The following is a 16,615-nucleotide window of genomic DNA, read 5'->3' as shown; positions in this document are numbered from 1 at the left end:
AGCCCCCGGACCCCCGGGGTATTTACGCCAAGAATAAGCAGGGGCGAGGATTTTGCTCGCACGGTGAGGAAAAGCCGATTATCGGTGCGGGATGATCCGGACTGTTCCATTGTCGCAAATCCATAGCTTGCCGCGCTGGCGCCGGCCGGTGGCGTTGTTGTCGCTGATGGCCGTGGCCTCGCCGCTGGCCTTTGCGACATGGAATGCCTTGCTGAACAATTTCGTCATCGAGGCTGCGGGATTTACCGGTGTCGAGATCGGCTGGCTGCATACGGTGCGGGAAATTCCGGGATTCCTGGCCGTGGGGGTGATCGCCCTGATCATGCTTGTGCGCGAGCAGGTTCTGGGGCTGGTTGCGCTGTTGTTGCTGGGGGCGGCCACGGCGGTGACGGCGTGGTTTCCGTCGCTGGGCGGTATCCTGACCATCACGATGCTGAGCTCGATCGGGTTTCACTATTTCGAGACGGTGAACCAGTCGTTGCAATTGCAGTGGATCGACCGCGCCGATGCGCCGCAGGTGCTGGGCAAGCTGGTGGCGGTCGGGGCGGGGGCGTCTTTGGTGGCTTATGGCGTGCTGGTGCTGACCTGGCAGACGCTGAGCCTGTCGTATAACCTGGTTTATATGGTGGCGGGCGGTGGCGCAGTGGTGATCGTGGCGTTTTGTGCGCTGGCCTATCCGCAATTCGAGGCCCCGCATCCCCAGATCAAGCGCATGGTGCTGCGCCGCCGCTATTGGCTGTATTATGCGCTGCAATTCATGTCGGGCGCGCGGCGGCAGATTTTCGTGGTCTTCGCCGCCTTCATGATGGTCGAGAAATTCGGTTTTCAGGTGCATGAGGTCACGGCGCTGTTCCTGATCAACTATCTGGCGAATATGGTTTTTGCACCGCTGATGGGCCGGGCCGTGGGCCGCTGGGGCGAGCGGCGCGCGCTGATTTTCGAATATGCCGGTCTTGTCGGGGTATTCATGGCTTATGGCGGGATCTATTATTTCAGCTGGGGTGTGGTGATTGCTGCGGCGCTGTATGTCATTGATCATCTGTTTTTCGCGCTGGCCTTCGCATTGAAGACCTATTTCCAGAAGATCGCCGATCCGGGCGATATCGCGCCCACTGCGGCCGTGGCCTTTACCATCAATCACATTGCCGCCGTGTTCCTGCCCGCCGGGCTGGGATATCTGTGGGTTACGACCCCGGCGGGTGTCTTTGTTCTGGCCGCCGCCATGGCGATGGTGTCGCTGATATTGGCCTTGATGATTCCGCGGCATCCCGCGCCGGGCCATGAAACCGTCTTTGCAGCCCTTGCGATGCGGCCGGCGGAATAGGAATTTTGGCCGAGCGCCTTATATTCTGGTATGGATGCACAAAAGGGAGAGCCGGATGTTCGGATTTGCCAGCAAGAAGACCCAGATGATCACGCCGGATCAGGCCCTGCCGGGACGGGCGGCGCCGATTGCCACCGCCGAGCGGCATTTCGTGTTCGACCGTCCCTTGAAGGCGCCCATGCCCGAGGGGATGGCGCAGGCGATGTTCGGGATGGGGTGTTTCTGGGGGGTGGAGCGCATGTTCTGGAAGCTGCCCGGCATATGGCTGACGATGGTCGGCTATGCTGGCGGCTTCACACCCAACCCGACCTATGAAGAGGTTTGCAGCGGCCAGACCGGCCATAACGAGGTGGTGCGGGTGATCTTCGATCCGGCGATCGTGGGATATGACGCGCTGTTGCGGACCTTCTGGGAGGGACATGACCCGACCCAGGGCATGCGGCAGGGCAACGACCGGGGGACGCAATACCGATCGGGCATCTATACCTTTACCAGCGCGCAGCAACAGGCTGCCGAAGACAGCCGCGGCCTGTTCCAGCCACGGCTGGCCGCCGCCGGATTGGGAACGATCACGACAGAGATCGTGCCCGCGCCGGATTTCTATTTCGCCGAAGGCTATCACCAGCAATATCTGGCCAAGAATCCGGGCGGCTATTGCGGGCTGGGCGGGACGGGTGTGAGCTGTCCGATCGGAACCGGGGCCTGAGGGGGCGTGCCAAGGCGTATACATGTACTGGGGGCTGCCGGCACGGGGACGACAACGCTGGCGCGCTTGTTGGCCGCAAGGCTGGAGGCCCCGGTTTTCGACAGCGACGATTTCTTCTGGCAACCCGGCGATCCGCCCTTTTCCACCAAGCGTCCGGTTCCCGAGCGGATCGACCTGATGCAGGCGATGTTCCTGCCGCGAACCGACTGGGTTCTGGCCGGGTCGGTGGCGGGCTGGGGCGATGCGGTGATTCCGTATCTGACGCATGTGGTGTTTCTGACCTTGCCGCCGGGCCAGCGTCTGGCCCGGCTGCGGGCGCGTGAACGTCGCCGATATGGTGCGGCGATTGATCCTGGCGGGGCGCAAGAGGCGCGGTTCCGCAGTTTTCTGGATTGGGCGATGAGCTATGACGATCCGAATTTTCGCGGGCGCAGCCGCCGGATGCACGAAGACTGGCTGGCCGGTCTGACCTGCCCGGTCATTCGCCCCCGGGCGGGCCAGGCGCCGCAGGCGCTGCTGGCCGATGTCATCGAGGCGCTTGACGCGGGGACCGCCACCGCCTAGGCGCGGGCAGGCATGCAGGAGAAAGATATGCCCACCTTTACCGCCCTGACCACCCTGACCGGAAAAGATGCCGCCGAGGCCATGGGGGCCGCCATGGAGGCGCTGATCCCCGAACCGTTCGGCATCGGCGTGTTCGAGATCGAAGACGGGTCAGGCCTGTGGGAGGTTGGCGGCTATTTCACCGAAAGCCCCGACCGGGCCGGGCTGGCCCTGCTGGCGCTGATGCATGGCGCGCGCGATTTCGTCATTTCCGAACTGCCCGAGGTGGACTGGGTCGCCAAGGTCAAACGCGAATTGTCGCCGGTGGTGGCCGGGCGGTTCTTCGTGCATGGCAGCCACGACGCCGACAAGGTGCCCGAAGGGGCCGAGCCGCTGCTTATCGAAGCGGCGATGGCCTTCGGCACCGGACATCACGGCACCACGCTGGGCTGTTTGCGGGCGCTGGAAACGCTGGCCGGGCGCGGCTTTGTCGGGCGAAACGTCGTCGATATCGGCTGCGGCACGGCGGTGCTGGCGATGGCGGCGGCGCGGATCTGGCCCGGCACCGTTCTGGCCAGCGATATCGATGAGGTGGCGGTGGACGTGGCGCGCGCCAATGTCGCGGTCAACGGGCTGGAGGGGCGGGTGATCTGTCTGGAGGCCACGGGTTTCGAGCATCGCGACCTTCTGGCGGCGGCGCCCTTCGATCTGGTTTTCGCCAATATCCTGAAGGCGCCGCTGATCGCGCTGGCCCCCGATATGGCTGCCCATGTCGCGCCGGGGGGCTATGCGATTCTGTCCGGTATCCTGAATGAACAGGCGGCCGAGCTGATTTCCGCCTATGACGGGGCCTTTATTGTTCACGATCATGCCGAGATCGGCGAATGGTCGACGGTATTGTTGAAAAGAAACTAGGGCTTGCGCCATAATTCCGCCACTTTCTGACCGCATAAATACCTTTGTGGGGGCCTTTGCGGAGGCCTGAAATGTCAGACTCTCAGGTTCAGGATTTTCTGGGTCGCGCCCGAAGGATCGAGCGCGCCCATCGGCGTGGTCACGGCTTCGTCGCCCCCGGAACTGCGGGTGCCGTGCGTCGTCGGCGCGGCGCCGGACGTCAAAGTTCGTTCATCCGTCCGTTTCTGCTGGTTCTGGGCTGCGCGATCCTGCTGAAGGCGCTTTTGTTCATGGATATCGGGCAGGCCAGCTATGAAGACCGTATCGCGCGGCTCAAGCAAGGCTCGCAGGCCGAGATGGTCGGGGCCTATCTGTTGCAGGCCGATGGCGTGACCGTCTGGCTGGCCGGTTTCCTGAAGGACGTGCTCAAGTCGCCGATGTAACCCGCGACTGGCCGCAATCTGACCCGCCCGCGCCGACAGGTGCCGGGGCGGGTTTTGTTTTGCGCTGGGGCCAATCGCGCCCGTGCACGCATCATTTTGCATTGCGACTGGCCGATGTTCTTCTTTCGTGCTAATTCACGAGGAACAATAACCGTGAACGGGGCAGGCATGCGAGTAATGGGAATTGACCCGGGGCTGCGCAACATGGGCTGGGGCGTCATTGATGCTGACGGATCGCGCATTTCCCATGTCGCCAATGGCATCTGCCATTCCGCAGGCGGGCCGCATGATCTGGCGGCACGGCTTTTGTCACTGTGCAGCCAGTTGACTTCTGTCGTTGCGCAATATGCCCCCGACACTGCCGCAGTCGAGCAGACCTTTGTCAACAAGGATGCGGTGGCGACGCTCAAGCTGGGGCAGGCACGGGCGATTGCCCTGCTGGTGCCGGCGCAGGCGGGTCTTGAGGTGGGCGAATATGCCCCGAATGCCGTCAAGAAGGCGGTGGTGGGCGTGGGGCATGCCGACAAACGCCAGGTCGAACATATGGTGCGGCTGCAATTGCCGGGCATCGTGATCGCCGGGCCCGATGCGGCCGATGCGCTGGCCATCGCGTTGTGCCATGCGCATCATGCCCAAAGTGCCGGGCGGCTGGCGGCCGCTGTCAGGCGGGCGTCATGATCGGGCGCATCGCCGGGCGGCTGGACTATCGCGGCACGGATCACGTTCTGATCGACGTGCGCGGGGTGGGATATATCGTGCATGTCTCTGATCGCACCATGGCCGGGCTGCCGCCGGTGGGGCAGGCAGTGGCGCTGTTCACCGATCTTCTGGTGCGCGAAGATCTGCTGCAACTGTTCGGCTTTCCGACGCTTGCCGAAAAGGAATGGCACCGCCTGCTGATGTCGGTTCAGGGCATCGGGGCCAAGGCGTCGATGGCCATTCTGGGCGCGCTGGGCGCCGATGGGGTGGGGCGGGCCATTGCGCTGGGTGACTGGAACGCGGTCAAGGCCGCGCCAGGGGTCGGGCCCAAGATCGCGCAGCGCGTGGTGCTGGAGCTGAAGAACAAGGCGCCCGCCGTAATGGCGATGGGCCAGATGCCGCCTGCCGCCAGAGGTGACGACCCGGCCGAGGTGTTCGAGGAATCACCCGCCGCGACACCCGCCGCCATCGCCCCCACAACCGCTTCGGCCCAGGCCGAGGCCCTGTCGGCGCTGTCCAATCTGGGTTATGCCCCATCCGAAGCCGTGCGCGCCGTGGCCGAAGCCGCCGGCGCCCTGCCCGGTGCCGACACATCGGCCCTGATCCGGGCGGCGCTGAAATTGCTGGCACCGAAAGGGTGAGGGGATGAAAAATTTTCCCGAAAATTTTTGGTCCCGAAAACTCTTCGTGAAGACTTTTCCCGTCGGGGGTGCGCATGACCAATCCTGACCCGACCCTGCGCCCCGATCCGCGCCCCGAAGATGCCGACCGCGCCCTTCGTCCGCAGGCTCTGGATGAATTCATCGGTCAGGCCGACGCCCGCGCCAATCTGCGTGTCTTCATCGAAAGTGCGCGGATGCGCGGCGAGGCGATGGATCATGCGCTGTTTCACGGCCCGCCCGGGCTGGGCAAGACCACGCTGGCGCAGATCATGGCGCGTGAACTGGGCGTGAATTTCCGCATGACTTCTGGGCCAGTTCTGGCGCGGGCGGGCGATCTGGCGGCGATCCTGACCAATCTGGAGCGCAACGATGTGCTGTTCATCGACGAGATTCACCGCCTGAACCCGGTGGTGGAAGAGGTTCTCTATCCCGCGCTCGAGGATTTCGAGCTGGACCTGGTGATTGGCGAAGGACCGGCCGCGCGCACGGTGCGCATCGAGTTGCAGCCCTTCACGCTGGTGGGCGCCACAACGCGGCTGGGCCTGCTGACCACGCCGCTGCGCGACCGGTTTGGTATTCCGGTGCGGTTGCAATTCTATACGGTCGAGGAGTTGAACGAGATCGTCACCCGCGGGGCCCGTTTGATGGGCGTGCCCGCCGATCCCGAAGGCGCCTGGGAAATTGCCCGCCGTGCCCGTGGCACCCCGCGCATCGCGGGCCGTCTGTTGCGCCGGGTGCTGGATTTCGCCGTGGTCGAGGGCGACGGGCGCATCACGCAGGCCATTGCCGACAATGCGCTGACCCGGCTGGGCGTCGATCATCTGGGGCTGGACGGGGCCGACCGGCGTTACCTGTCCCTGATCGCCGAGAATTACGCAGGCGGGCCGGTGGGGGTGGAAACCCTTTGCGCGGCCCTGTCGGAAAGCCGTGACGCGCTGGAGGATGTGATAGAGCCGTTCCTGTTGCAGCAAGGGCTGATCCAGCGCACGCCGCGCGGGCGGATGCTGGCGGCCAAGGCCTGGGCGCATCTGGGGATGGCGGCGCCGCTGCCGCCGGGCCAAGGCGATATGTTTGACGGCTAGGCATCGGTTGCGGCGGCGGGGATTAGCTTTTATGCCGCTGGCAGGAGTATTTTTGCCAAGAAGAAGGGCCGCGGAATGACCGCCGAGCAGGTAGAGGCGCTGTTTACGGGGGCAGGCGGGCAATATCGGTTTGCCCGCTGGGGCCGCCCGATCGTGCCGGTTGTATTCGGGGTCGAGGATCAGACGCTGGGTGTGATCAAGGGCGCCTGCGAAGCCGTGGTGGCGCTGGCCGGGCATCGCATGGCCGAAACCGATCCCGAACTGGGCGTCAACCTGATGGTGTTCTTCCTGCGCGACTGGGCCGAGCTGGACCATGTGCCGGGGCTGGAGGGGCTGATCCCCGATCTGGGCAGGGTGCTGGCGCGGCTGGCTGCGGCACAGGCCAACCAGTATCGCGCCTTCCGGTTCGATGCGGATGGCGCGATCCGTGCGGCATTCGTCTTCTTTCGGATGGATGATGCGCTGGCCGCGGTGCCCGCTGAAGATCTGGCGCTGGGTCAGATGGCGCAAGTGATCCTGCTGTGGTCGGATGCCGCCTTTGCCGGGGGCAGCCCGCTGGGGCGTTTGCCGGGTGGGGCCACGGTGCTGCGTCCCGATATCGCGGCGGTGATCCGTGCCGCCTATGATCCGGTCATGCCTGTCGCGGCAAGTGATCCCGCGCATGCACTGCGGCTGGCGGCCCGGCTGGGGGCGGCGGGATGAGCCATCGTTTTTCATTGCGTGTTTACTATGAGGATACCGATCTGGCAGGGATCGTCTATTATGCCAATTACCTGAAATTCATCGAACGTGCCCGCAGCGAATGGGTGCGCGGGCTGGGGATAGACCAAGTGGCGCTGAAACAGGGGGCGGGCGCGGTGTTCGTCGTGCGCCGGCTAGAGGCGGATTACCTGTCACCGGCCCGTTTCGACGACCAGTTGTTGGTCGAAACCGACTGCGAGGCAACGACCCCGGCGCGTATCATCCTGATGCAGCGCGTGCTGCGTGACGACGCGTTGTTGTTCACCGCCCGCGTGATCCTTGTGATGCTTGACGCCGCCGGGCGACCGCTGCGTTTGCCGGCGGCAATTCGCCAGTGGTCGAATGCCGCATCGGCGGAATGACGCGATGACGCGGATGTGTTGGTAATCCCTCTTCAAAGCGTGTATTATCTGACGTAAGAGCCCGATAAACGGGGCCCAACAACGAGCAGGCTATATGGATACCCAAACCCTTGCGGTGGCGCAGGAGATAGATTTCTCCTTGCTGTCACTTTTCTTGCGTGCGTCTTTCGCGGTCAAGATCGTCATGATCCTTCTGATTGTCTCGTCTTTCTGGAGCTGGGCGATCATCATCCAGAAGCTGATCACCTTCCGCAAGTCGCGGCAAGAGGCGGCGGAATTCGATCTGGCCTTCTGGTCGGGCGAGCCTTTGGACGGATTGTATGACCAGATCGGCCCCGATCCTGACGGGCCCGCCCAACGTATATTCGCGGCCGGAATGACCGAATGGCGGCGCAGCCACCGGCAGGATGGCGGGTTGATTCCGGGGGCCGCGCCACGCATCGACAGATCGATGGATGTGGCCATCGCCAAGGAATCAGAGGCGATGAATTCAGGGCTGTCATTCCTGGCCACGGTCGGGTCGACAGCGCCTTTCGTGGGGCTGTTCGGCACCGTCTGGGGTATCATGGCCGCCTTCGAGGAGATCGCGATGCAGCAGAACACCAATCTGGCCGTCGTGGCCCCTGGTATTTCCGAGGCCTTGCTGGCCACGGCGCTTGGCCTGTTGGCGGCGATTCCGGCGGTGATCTTCTATAACAAGCTGTCGGCGGACAGCGACCGTATCCTGGGCGGGTATGAGGCCTTTGCTGACGAATTTTCCACGATCCTTTCGCGTCAGCTGGATAGCTAGGCGATGGGGGCGGGGGTCATTCAGCGCAAGGGCGGCAAGGGACGGCGGCGGGGCCGCCACCGGTCTGCCGCGATGTCGGAAATCAACGTCACGCCCTTTGTGGACGTGATGCTGGTGCTTTTGATCATCTTCATGGTGGCCGCGCCCCTGCTGACGGTGGGGGTGCCGGTCGAACTGCCCAAGACGGCGGCCGAATCCCTGCCCACCGAACAGGAAGAGCCGCTGAGCGTGACGCTGACCGCGGATGGGCTGATCTTGGTGCAGGATACCGAAACGCCGCCCGACGATCTGATCGGCAAGCTGCGCGCGATCGCGGCCGAGCGTGAGAACGACAAGATATTCCTGCGCGCAGACGGGGCCATTCCCTATGATCGCGTGATGCAGGTCATGGGGGCGCTGAATGCCGCCGGGTTCCACAATATCGGGCTTGTCACAGACAGTGGCGGTCCCAGCTTTGACCGCCAGGGTGGCTAGGCGGGGCCGCAGATGAACAGGGGCATCTATATTTCCGGCGTCGGGCATATCTGCCTGATCCTGTGGTTGTTGCTGGGGGGCATGTTCGCTGGCCGCAAACATGACCCGATCGAGGTCGCGCAGGTCTCGCTGGTCAGCTCCGAGGAATTCGCCGCCATGTCGGCGCTGGCCTCGGCGCCGCGTGCCACGGCCGAGGCGCCCGCGCCGATGCCCCAGGCAAAGCCCGATGTGGCCGCCGCCGCCCCCGCACCGGAAACGCCACCCGCCCCTGCGCCCCAGCCGGCACCCGCGAAACCCGCCAAACCCGACCCAAGGCCGGATCTGTCGGCGGTGGCGCCGCCGCCCAAGGCCGAAGTCACCGACAAGGCCCCCACGCCCCCCGCGCCGCCGCGCCCCGATGACGCCCCCCCGGTGCTGAGCGACAATGCCAAGCCCAAGCCGGTGCAACGCGTGGCGCCGACGCCGGCCGAGCGTCCGCAGCCCGATGCCAAGGTGGATGACCGTGTTACAACGGCGACGGCCCCCACGGCCAAGCCCGACAAGCCGGCCCCGAAAACCGAAGAATCGACCGCCCCGCAAGAGGCCGCCACCCAGATCGTGACCGAGGCCGAACAGGACAAGAAGTCGGAATCTGTCATGGCCTCGTCGGTTGTTCCGCGGGAACGGCCCGATCTGCCCGTCGCGGCCAAACCCGCGCCGCAAGCCGCGGCGGAGAAACCTGCGCCCGAACCGGCGGCGGTGAAGCCTGCCCCGCAACAGACAGCGGCCGCCAAACCCGCCCCTGCGTCCGCCGTTGACCAGGGTGCGGTCAACAATGCGCTGGCGCAGGCCCTGGGGGGGGGATCGCAATCCACCGATGGCAACGGATCGGCGCCGGTTGGCCCGCCGATGACGCAGGGCGAAAAAGACGGCTTGCGGCTGGCGGTGCGCCAGTGCTGGGTCGTCGATGCCGGGTCCGAGGCGGGCCGCGTCACAGTGACCATAGCGATGTCGATGAACGAAAACGGCACTGTGGCCGAAGGATCGTTGCGGATGGTGTCCAATTCGGGCGGCAGCGAGGGCGCGGTCAACAGCGCCTTTCAGGCCGCGCGTCGCGCCATTCTGCGCTGCCAGAAAGACGGTTTCGACCTGCCGCAAGAGAAATATGCGCAATGGCGTGATATAGAGATGACATTCAATCCTGAAAAAATGGGGATCAAATGATTTACCGTGCGCTGACCCTGGCCCTGACCCTTGCCGGTCTGGCCCTTTCGCCACAAACCGCCACAGCCCAGGGCGGGCCGCTGCGTATCGTGATCGACGAAGGCGTGATCGAGCCAATGCCCTTTGCCGTGCCCGATTTCGTGGCCGAAACTCCGGCCGCGGCCCAGTTGGCGCGCGATATCAGCCGCGTTATCGCCGCCGATCTGGTCGGCACGGGGCTGTTTCGTGAAATTCCCGCACAGGCTTTCATCAGCAGGCCGACCAGTTTCGATAGCCCCGTGCAATATGCCGACTGGAAAGCGATCAACGCGCAGGCGCTGATATCGGGCGCGGTCAGTGTGGCCGGCAATGGCCAGATCACGGTCAAGTTCCGCCTGCTGGACGTGTTCGCGCAGGCGCCGCTGGGCGAGGGGCTGCAATTCGGCGGGCCACAGCAGAACTGGCGCCGGGTGGCGCATAAGGTGGCCGATCAGGTCTATGCAAGGATCACCGGCGAGGGCGGCTATTTCGACAGCCGGGTCGTGTTCGTGTCGGAAACCGGCCCCAAGGACAAGCGCCTGAAACGGCTGGCGATCATGGATTATGACGGCGCCAATCTGCAGTTTCTGACCGACAGCGCGTCTATCGTATTGGCGCCGCGCTTTTCGCCCACGGGTGACCGGGTTCTTTACACCAGTTACGAGGGCGGCACCCCGCGGATCTATCTGCTGGACGTGGCCAGCGTCGCGCGCCGCCCGCTTGCCGGACAGCCCGGCACGATGACCTTCGCACCGCGATTCACCCCCGACGGGCGCGGCGCGATCTATTCGCTGGAGCAGGGTGGCAATACCGATATCTATCGCGTCGATCTGGGCGGGGGGCAACCGCAGCGGCTGACCAATGCGCCCTCGATCGAAACCGCGCCCAGCTATTCCCCCGACGGGCGCAGCATCGTCTTTGAAAGCGATCGCTCGGGCACGCAGCAGTTGTATATCATGCCTGCCGGCGGCGGAGAGCCGCGCCGCATCAGTTTCGGTGAGGGGCGCTATTCCACGCCGGTCTGGTCGCCGCGCGGCGATCTGATCGCCTTTACCAAACAGAACAAGGGCCGGTTCCATATCGGCGTGATGCGCACCGACGGCTCAGAGGAACGCCTGCTGACCGCGTCCTTCCTGGACGAAGGCCCCAGTTGGTCGCCCAATGGGCGGGTCATCATGTTCACCCGCGAAACCGCGGGGGCGTCTGGCAGTGCGGCGCTCTATACGGTAGATGTATCTGGGCGGAATCTTAAAGCGGTGCCTGTGCAAGGGGGCGCGTCCGACCCGGCCTGGTCGCCGCTGCTGCCGTGATCTGAACATTCCCAAAGCCGCGCGCGGCTGTTAATATCCGTGACAATCGAGCAGAAAAACAAAGGAAACCCGGCAATGAAAACCCTTACCAAATCTCTTCTGATCCTGGCCGTGATGGGCCTGGGCGCCTGTTCCAACAAGGACCGTTTCGCCAATGGCGGTCCGGGCGGTGCTGGTGGCCCTGGTGGCGCGGGCGCCTATGGCGCAGGCAGCGTCAGCGATCCGCGCTCGGTCGCATATTTCCAGCAGACGGTCGGCGACCGCGTGCTGTTCGCGGTTGATCAAAGCAACCTGTCGGATGTCGCGCTGGCCACGCTGGAAGGTCAGGCCCAGTGGCTGATGACCAATCCCGACTACCGCGTCACCATCGAAGGCCATGCCGACGAGCAGGGCACACGCGAATACAACCTTGCGCTGGGCGCGCGCCGCGCCAATGCGGTGCAGGAATATCTGGTGTCGCGTGGGGTTTCCCCGGCCCGGGTCAGCACGGTCAGCTATGGCAAGGAACGCCCGCTGGCGATCTGTTCCGATGAATCGTGCTATTCGCAGAACCGCCGCGCCGTGACCGTTCTGACCGCAGGCGCGGGCAGCTAGGGGGAAGACTGGCATGATGCGGCTTTTGGGTATGACTGTCGCGTTGGGGCTGGCCGTGTTTGCGGCCGGTCCCGCGCCTGCGCAAAGCCGGGAAGAAACCCTGGCCGATATCCGCCAGCAGCTGACGGTGGTCTATGTCGATGTGCAGCGTCTGAAACGCGAACTTTCGACAACCGGCGGCGCCACCGGCGGGCTGGCGGGCGGGTCGGTGCTGCAACGCATTGATGCCATCGAGGCCGAATTGCAGCGCCTGACCGCCAAATCGGAAGAGCTGGAGTTTCGCATCAATCAGGTCGTGACCGACGGCACGCGACGGGTGGGCGACCTGGAGTTTCGCCTGTGCGAGCTGGAAAAGGGCTGCGATGTGTCCAAGCTGGGCGATACGCCCACGCTGGGCGGTGGCGCGCTGCCTGCGGCGCAGGTTCAGGTTCAGCCATCCCGCCCAGCGGGCGGGGGCGGTGCCGAACTGGCCATCGGTGAACAGGCCGATTTCGACCGCGCCCGTGAAACCCTGCAGGCCGGAAAACACCAGGAGGCGGCAGCGCAATTTGCTGCCTTTACCCAGACCTATCCCGGCGGGCCGCTCAGTGGCGAGGCGCATTATCTGCGCGGTCAGGCACTGTCGGCGCAGGGCCAGTCGGTCGAGGCCGCCAAGGCCTATCTGGAAAGCTTTTCAGGTTCGCCTGACGGGCCGGTCGCGCCTGATGCGCTGTATCAGCTTGGCATGTCGATCAGCGCCCTTGGCCAGACATCCGAGGCCTGTCAGACCCTTGGGCAGGTCGGGGAACGTTATCCGACATCGGCGGCCGCCGCGCAGGCGCGCACGTCGCTGGTGCAACTGGGATGCCGCTAGCGGCCGAGTCCGCGCTTGCGGGTGCGATCAGCGCCGCCTTTGCCAGGGATGTCCCGTCGGCACTGGGGGTTGCGGTGTCTGGTGGCGGCGATTCCATGGCCTTGCTGCATCTGGCGCATGACTGGTGCCGGGATCATGGCGTGCCCCTGTCGGCTGTCACCGTCGATCACGGATTGCGCCCCGCCGCGGCTCATGAGGCGGCCATGGTGGGGGCAACCTGCGCCGGGATGGGGGTGCATCATGACATCCTGCATTGGCAGGGCTGGGACGGGCAGGGCAATCTGCAAGATGCCGCCCGGCGAGGCCGTCAGGTGCTGATCGGCAGCTGGGCGCGCGGGCATGGCATTGGCGCGGTTCTGCTGGGCCACACCGCCGACGATCAGGCCGAAACGGTGCTGATGCGGCTGGCACGCGGGTCGGGGGTGGACGGGCTGACGGGAATGGCGCGGCAGCGTCACGCCTTCGGCATAGACTGGCTGCGGCCCTTGCTGGGCATCCGCCGACAGGCGTTGCGCGATTATCTGGTTGCGCGGGGCCAGGGCTGGGCCGACGACCCTTCCAACGAAGATCCGCGTTTTGACAGGGTGCGCGCGCGCCAGGCGCTGGCCGCGCTGGCGCCGCTGGGTGTTACGGTGGATGGCCTGACCGATACCGCCTGGCGTATGGGGCTGGCGCGCGATGCGCTGAACGATCTGGCCCTGCGCGCCGCCCGCGCCACCTGCCGCACCGAAGGGGGCGATGTGGTCATCAATCGGGACTTGTTCCGGGATTACCCGCTGGAAACGCGGCTGCGGCTGGCGGCGCATGCGCTGGCCTGGATCAGCGGGGCCGAATACCGCCCGCGCCTGACCGCCCTGACCGAGGCGCTGGAACAGTCCATGGGGGGGCGGGCGCGTACCTTGCAGGGTGCGCTGCTGCTGCCGCAGGGGGATGATCTGCGCATCACCCGTGAATATGCCGCCCTGCGCGATCAGGTTTGCGAACCGGGCGCGGTCTGGGATGGCCGCTGGCGCGTGCAGGGGCCCGCCACACCCGGCGCACAGGTCCGGGCCCTGGGCGAGGACGGATTACGCGCCTGCGCGGAGTGGCGCGCCAGCGGTTTTCCGCGCGAAACGCTTATCGCATCGCCCGCAATCTGGAAGAATGGGGCGCTTTTGGCGGCGCCGCTGGCCGGAATGGCGAAAGATTGGCAGATAAAACCGGCAAAACCATGGGATCAGTTTTTTGTTGGGCTATTATCTCATTGAACAGCGCCGTCTAATGTCTATTTTACAGGGTAGGTCGGTAAGGGCGGGGTGGCCGGCCCATTCATCGACCCTGTAAGTGCAAGGAGTTCACCGTGGGTAACGCGCGAAACATCGCCTTTTGGGTCGTATTGTTCCTGTTGATATTGGCGCTGTTCAATCTGTTCAGCGGAAGCCAGACGACAGTTGCATCGCAAAACATCAGCTATTCGCAGTTTCTGAACAATCTCGAAAAGGGTGAAGTCAGCTCCGTGACGCTGGATGGTGAAAAAGCCGTCATTCACGGCACAAACGGCACCGTCTACACGTCGATCATCCCCGAGGGGGTCGATCTGACAGACCGGCTGGTCGAGAAGAATGTCGATGTGACCGCCAAGGCGCAGGAAAAATCGGGGATCTTGTCCTATGTGGGCACTTTGCTGCCCTTCCTGATCCTGATCGGTATCTGGATTTTCCTGATGAACCGCATGCAGGGCGGCGGCAAGGGCGGGGCGATGGGCTTTGGCAAATCGCGCGCCAAGCTGTTGACCGAGAAACATGGCCGGGTGACGTTTGACGACGTGGCCGGCATTGACGAGGCCAAGGAAGAGCTGGAAGAGATCGTGGAATTCCTGCGCAACCCGCAGAAATTCAGCCGCCTGGGCGGCAAGATCCCCAAAGGCGCGCTGCTGGTCGGCCCGCCGGGCACCGGTAAAACGCTGCTGGCGCGCGCCATTGCGGGCGAGGCGGGCGTGCCGTTCTTCACCATCTCGGGCTCTGATTTCGTGGAAATGTTCGTGGGCGTGGGCGCGTCCCGTGTGCGCGACATGTTCGAACAGGCCAAGAAGAACGCCCCCTGCATCGTCTTCATCGACGAGATCGACGCCGTGGGCCGGTCGCGTGGCGTAGGTTACGGCGGCGGCAATGACGAGCGTGAGCAGACGCTGAACCAGCTTCTGGTCGAAATGGACGGGTTCGAGGCGAATGAGGGCATCATCATCGTCGCCGCCACCAACCGCCCCGATGTTCTGGACCCCGCCTTGTTGCGCCCCGGTCGGTTCGACCGTCAGGTGACCGTGCCCAACCCCGACATCAAGGGCCGCGAGAAAATCCTGGGCGTGCATGCCCGCAAGGTGCCACTGGGCCCCGATGTCGATCTGCGCATCATTGCGCGCGGCACGCCGGGCTTTTCGGGGGCCGATCTGGCCAACCTGGTGAACGAGGCCGCCCTGCTGGCGGCGCGGATCGGGCGGCGGTTCGTGACGATGGATGATTTCGAAATGGCCAAGGACAAGGTCATGATGGGCGCCGAACGCCGGTCGATGGTCATGTCCGAGGACGAAAAGAAACTGACCGCCTATCACGAGGCAGGCCATGCGGTTGTCGGCCTGAACGTGCCGCAGCATGACCCGATTCACAAAGCCACGATTATCCCGCGCGGTCGGGCGCTGGGGCTGGTTCTGTCGCTGCCTGAACGCGATCAGCTGAGCGTCAGCTTTACCAAATACAAATCGCAAATCGCCATGGCGATGGGCGGGCGCGTGGCGGAAGAGCTGGTCTTTGGCAAGGAAAACGTGACCTCTGGTGCCGCATCGGACATTCAGCAGGTCACGCGGATTGCCCGCGCGATGGTCACACGGTTCGGGTTTGACGAGGATCTGGGCTATATCGACTATGCCAATGAACAGCAGTCCTATCTTGGCGCCTATCAGTCGGGGTCGAACCATTCCAGCGGCACGCAGAAGATGATCGACGACAAGGTGCGCCATCTGGTCGATGAAGGCTATGCCACCGCCAAGCGCATCCTGACTGAAAAGCGCGACGATCTGGAACGTCTGGCCAAGGGCTTGCTGGAATATGAAACCCTGACCGGCAACGAGATCACCCGCGTGATCGCCGGCGAGACGCTGAACCGTGGCGATGACGAAGACACCCCGCCCGACAGCGGCAATGCCCCTTCGGTCACGGCCATTCCGAAAACGACCAAGCCCAAGACGGGCGGCGATGGCGGGCTGAACCCCGAACCGCTGGCGTGACCGGTGTAGCGGTAAGCGACTGGAACCCCGAAACCTATGCCAGGTTTCGGGGTTTGCGTTTGCGCCCCGCACTGGACCTTCTGGCGCAGGTGCCCGACTTGCCGGGTCGGCGGATCGTCGATCTGGGATGCGGCAACGGGCCGGTTGGGCAGGCGCTGCGGGCGCGGTTCGCGGATTCGGATCTGACCGGGGTGGATGCCTCGCCCGCGATGCTGGCCCACGCGGATGAAACCGGCCAGTATGACCGGCTGATCGAGGCCGATGCGGCGCAATGGCGGCCCGATGAACCGCTTTCACTGATTTTTTCCAATGCCTTGTGCCAATGGCTGCCGGATCATCCGGCCCTGTTTGCCCGACTTGCCGGGATGCTGATGCCCGGCGGCGTTCTGGCGGTGCAGATGCCGGGCCAGTCCGATGCCCCGTCGCATGCGTTGATCCGTGCAGTGGCCGCGCGCCTGTTTCCGGACCGCTTTGCCGCCGATGTGCCGCCACCGGTGGCCACCCCGGCCGAGTATCACGCGATGCTGGCGCCGTTGGGAACGGTTTCAGCCTGGGAAACCACTTATGTCCAGCGGCTTGATCCGGTGGCGGCGGGGCATCCGGTGCGCGGGTTCACCGAATCCACCTATATGCGCCCTTACAGCGATGCGATGTCGGC

At 64.5% G+C, this 16,615-nt stretch carries 19 protein-coding genes; all 19 read left to right on the top strand.

Annotation, left to right across the window (positions count from 1 at the left end):
* Positions 1–91: 91 nt before the first annotated feature.
* On the top strand, positions 92–1,324 hold the full coding sequence (locus ACTCHC_RS00095; RefSeq protein ID WP_463020404.1) for an MFS transporter: 1,233 nt from the start codon (positions 92–94) through the stop codon (positions 1,322–1,324).
* A gap of 55 nt (positions 1,325–1,379) precedes the next feature.
* Complete coding sequence (msrA, locus tag ACTCHC_RS00090) at positions 1,380–2,030, top strand: peptide-methionine (S)-S-oxide reductase MsrA (protein ID WP_463020403.1); 651 nt, start codon at positions 1,380–1,382, stop codon at positions 2,028–2,030.
* A gap of 6 nt (positions 2,031–2,036) precedes the next feature.
* The gene (locus tag ACTCHC_RS00085) at positions 2,037–2,594 is read left to right on the top strand and encodes a P-loop NTPase family protein (RefSeq protein WP_463020402.1); all 558 of its coding nucleotides are present in this window, start codon (positions 2,037–2,039) and stop codon (positions 2,592–2,594) included.
* Positions 2,595–2,621: 27 nt separating this feature from the next.
* Positions 2,622–3,488, top strand: coding sequence for a 50S ribosomal protein L11 methyltransferase (locus ACTCHC_RS00080; protein ID WP_463020401.1), 867 nt, complete (start codon positions 2,622–2,624; stop codon positions 3,486–3,488).
* Between the two features lie 71 nt (positions 3,489–3,559).
* Positions 3,560–3,910: a hypothetical protein gene (locus tag ACTCHC_RS00075; protein ID WP_463020400.1), complete on the top strand. Its 351-nt coding sequence runs from the start codon at positions 3,560–3,562 to the stop codon at positions 3,908–3,910.
* 168 nt (positions 3,911–4,078) lie between these two features.
* On the top strand, positions 4,079–4,588 hold the full coding sequence (ruvC, locus tag ACTCHC_RS00070; RefSeq protein ID WP_463020399.1) for a crossover junction endodeoxyribonuclease RuvC: 510 nt from the start codon (positions 4,079–4,081) through the stop codon (positions 4,586–4,588).
* Positions 4,585–5,250, top strand: a complete 666-nt coding sequence (gene ruvA / locus ACTCHC_RS00065) for a Holliday junction branch migration protein RuvA (protein ID WP_463020398.1) — start codon at positions 4,585–4,587, stop codon at positions 5,248–5,250. The genes ruvC and ruvA overlap by 4 nt, the downstream gene beginning before the upstream one ends.
* A gap of 74 nt (positions 5,251–5,324) precedes the next feature.
* Positions 5,325–6,353: a Holliday junction branch migration DNA helicase RuvB gene (ruvB, locus tag ACTCHC_RS00060; RefSeq protein ID WP_463020397.1), complete on the top strand. Its 1,029-nt coding sequence runs from the start codon at positions 5,325–5,327 to the stop codon at positions 6,351–6,353.
* Between the two features lie 75 nt (positions 6,354–6,428).
* On the top strand, positions 6,429–7,055 hold the full coding sequence (locus ACTCHC_RS00055) for a hypothetical protein (protein WP_463020396.1): 627 nt from the start codon (positions 6,429–6,431) through the stop codon (positions 7,053–7,055).
* The gene (ybgC, locus tag ACTCHC_RS00050) at positions 7,052–7,456 is read left to right on the top strand and encodes a tol-pal system-associated acyl-CoA thioesterase (RefSeq protein WP_463020395.1); all 405 of its coding nucleotides are present in this window, start codon (positions 7,052–7,054) and stop codon (positions 7,454–7,456) included. The genes ACTCHC_RS00055 and ybgC overlap by 4 nt, the downstream gene beginning before the upstream one ends.
* Positions 7,457–7,550: 94 nt before the next feature.
* Positions 7,551–8,246, top strand: a complete 696-nt coding sequence (gene tolQ, locus ACTCHC_RS00045) for a protein TolQ (protein ID WP_463020394.1) — start codon at positions 7,551–7,553, stop codon at positions 8,244–8,246.
* Positions 8,247–8,249: 3 nt separating this feature from the next.
* Entirely contained in the window at positions 8,250–8,720 is a 471-nt protein-coding gene (gene tolR, locus ACTCHC_RS00040) for a protein TolR (RefSeq protein WP_463020393.1), read from the top strand.
* A 12-nt stretch (positions 8,721–8,732) separates the two neighbouring features.
* Complete coding sequence (locus tag ACTCHC_RS00035; RefSeq protein WP_463020392.1) at positions 8,733–9,923, top strand: energy transducer TonB; 1,191 nt, start codon at positions 8,733–8,735, stop codon at positions 9,921–9,923.
* Positions 9,920–11,251, top strand: a complete 1,332-nt coding sequence (gene tolB / locus ACTCHC_RS00030) for a Tol-Pal system beta propeller repeat protein TolB (RefSeq protein ID WP_463020391.1) — start codon at positions 9,920–9,922, stop codon at positions 11,249–11,251. The genes ACTCHC_RS00035 and tolB overlap by 4 nt, the downstream gene beginning before the upstream one ends.
* A gap of 75 nt (positions 11,252–11,326) precedes the next feature.
* Positions 11,327–11,845 carry a peptidoglycan-associated lipoprotein Pal gene (gene pal, locus ACTCHC_RS00025; RefSeq protein ID WP_463020390.1) on the top strand — a complete coding sequence of 173 codons (519 nt, stop codon included), beginning with the start codon at positions 11,327–11,329 and terminating at the stop codon, positions 11,843–11,845.
* A 16-nt stretch (positions 11,846–11,861) separates the two neighbouring features.
* Positions 11,862–12,698, top strand: coding sequence for a tol-pal system protein YbgF (ybgF, locus tag ACTCHC_RS00020; RefSeq protein ID WP_463020405.1), 837 nt, complete (start codon positions 11,862–11,864; stop codon positions 12,696–12,698).
* Complete coding sequence (gene tilS / locus ACTCHC_RS00015) at positions 12,689–13,945, top strand: tRNA lysidine(34) synthetase TilS (RefSeq protein WP_463020389.1); 1,257 nt, start codon at positions 12,689–12,691, stop codon at positions 13,943–13,945. Before ybgF ends, tilS begins: the two co-directional genes overlap by 10 nt.
* Before the next feature lie 92 nt (positions 13,946–14,037).
* Positions 14,038–15,957: an ATP-dependent zinc metalloprotease FtsH gene (gene ftsH / locus ACTCHC_RS00010; RefSeq protein WP_463020388.1), complete on the top strand. Its 1,920-nt coding sequence runs from the start codon at positions 14,038–14,040 to the stop codon at positions 15,955–15,957.
* Positions 15,954–16,615: methyltransferase domain-containing protein (locus ACTCHC_RS00005; RefSeq protein ID WP_463020387.1), on the top strand; the 662-nt coding region annotated here is incomplete at its 3' end. The genes ftsH and ACTCHC_RS00005, both read left to right, overlap by 4 nt.

The organism is Actibacterium sp. (assembly GCF_055134745.1).
The sequence above is the reverse complement of the archived record's forward strand: the minus strand, read 5'-3'. Positions and strand labels throughout refer to the sequence as shown.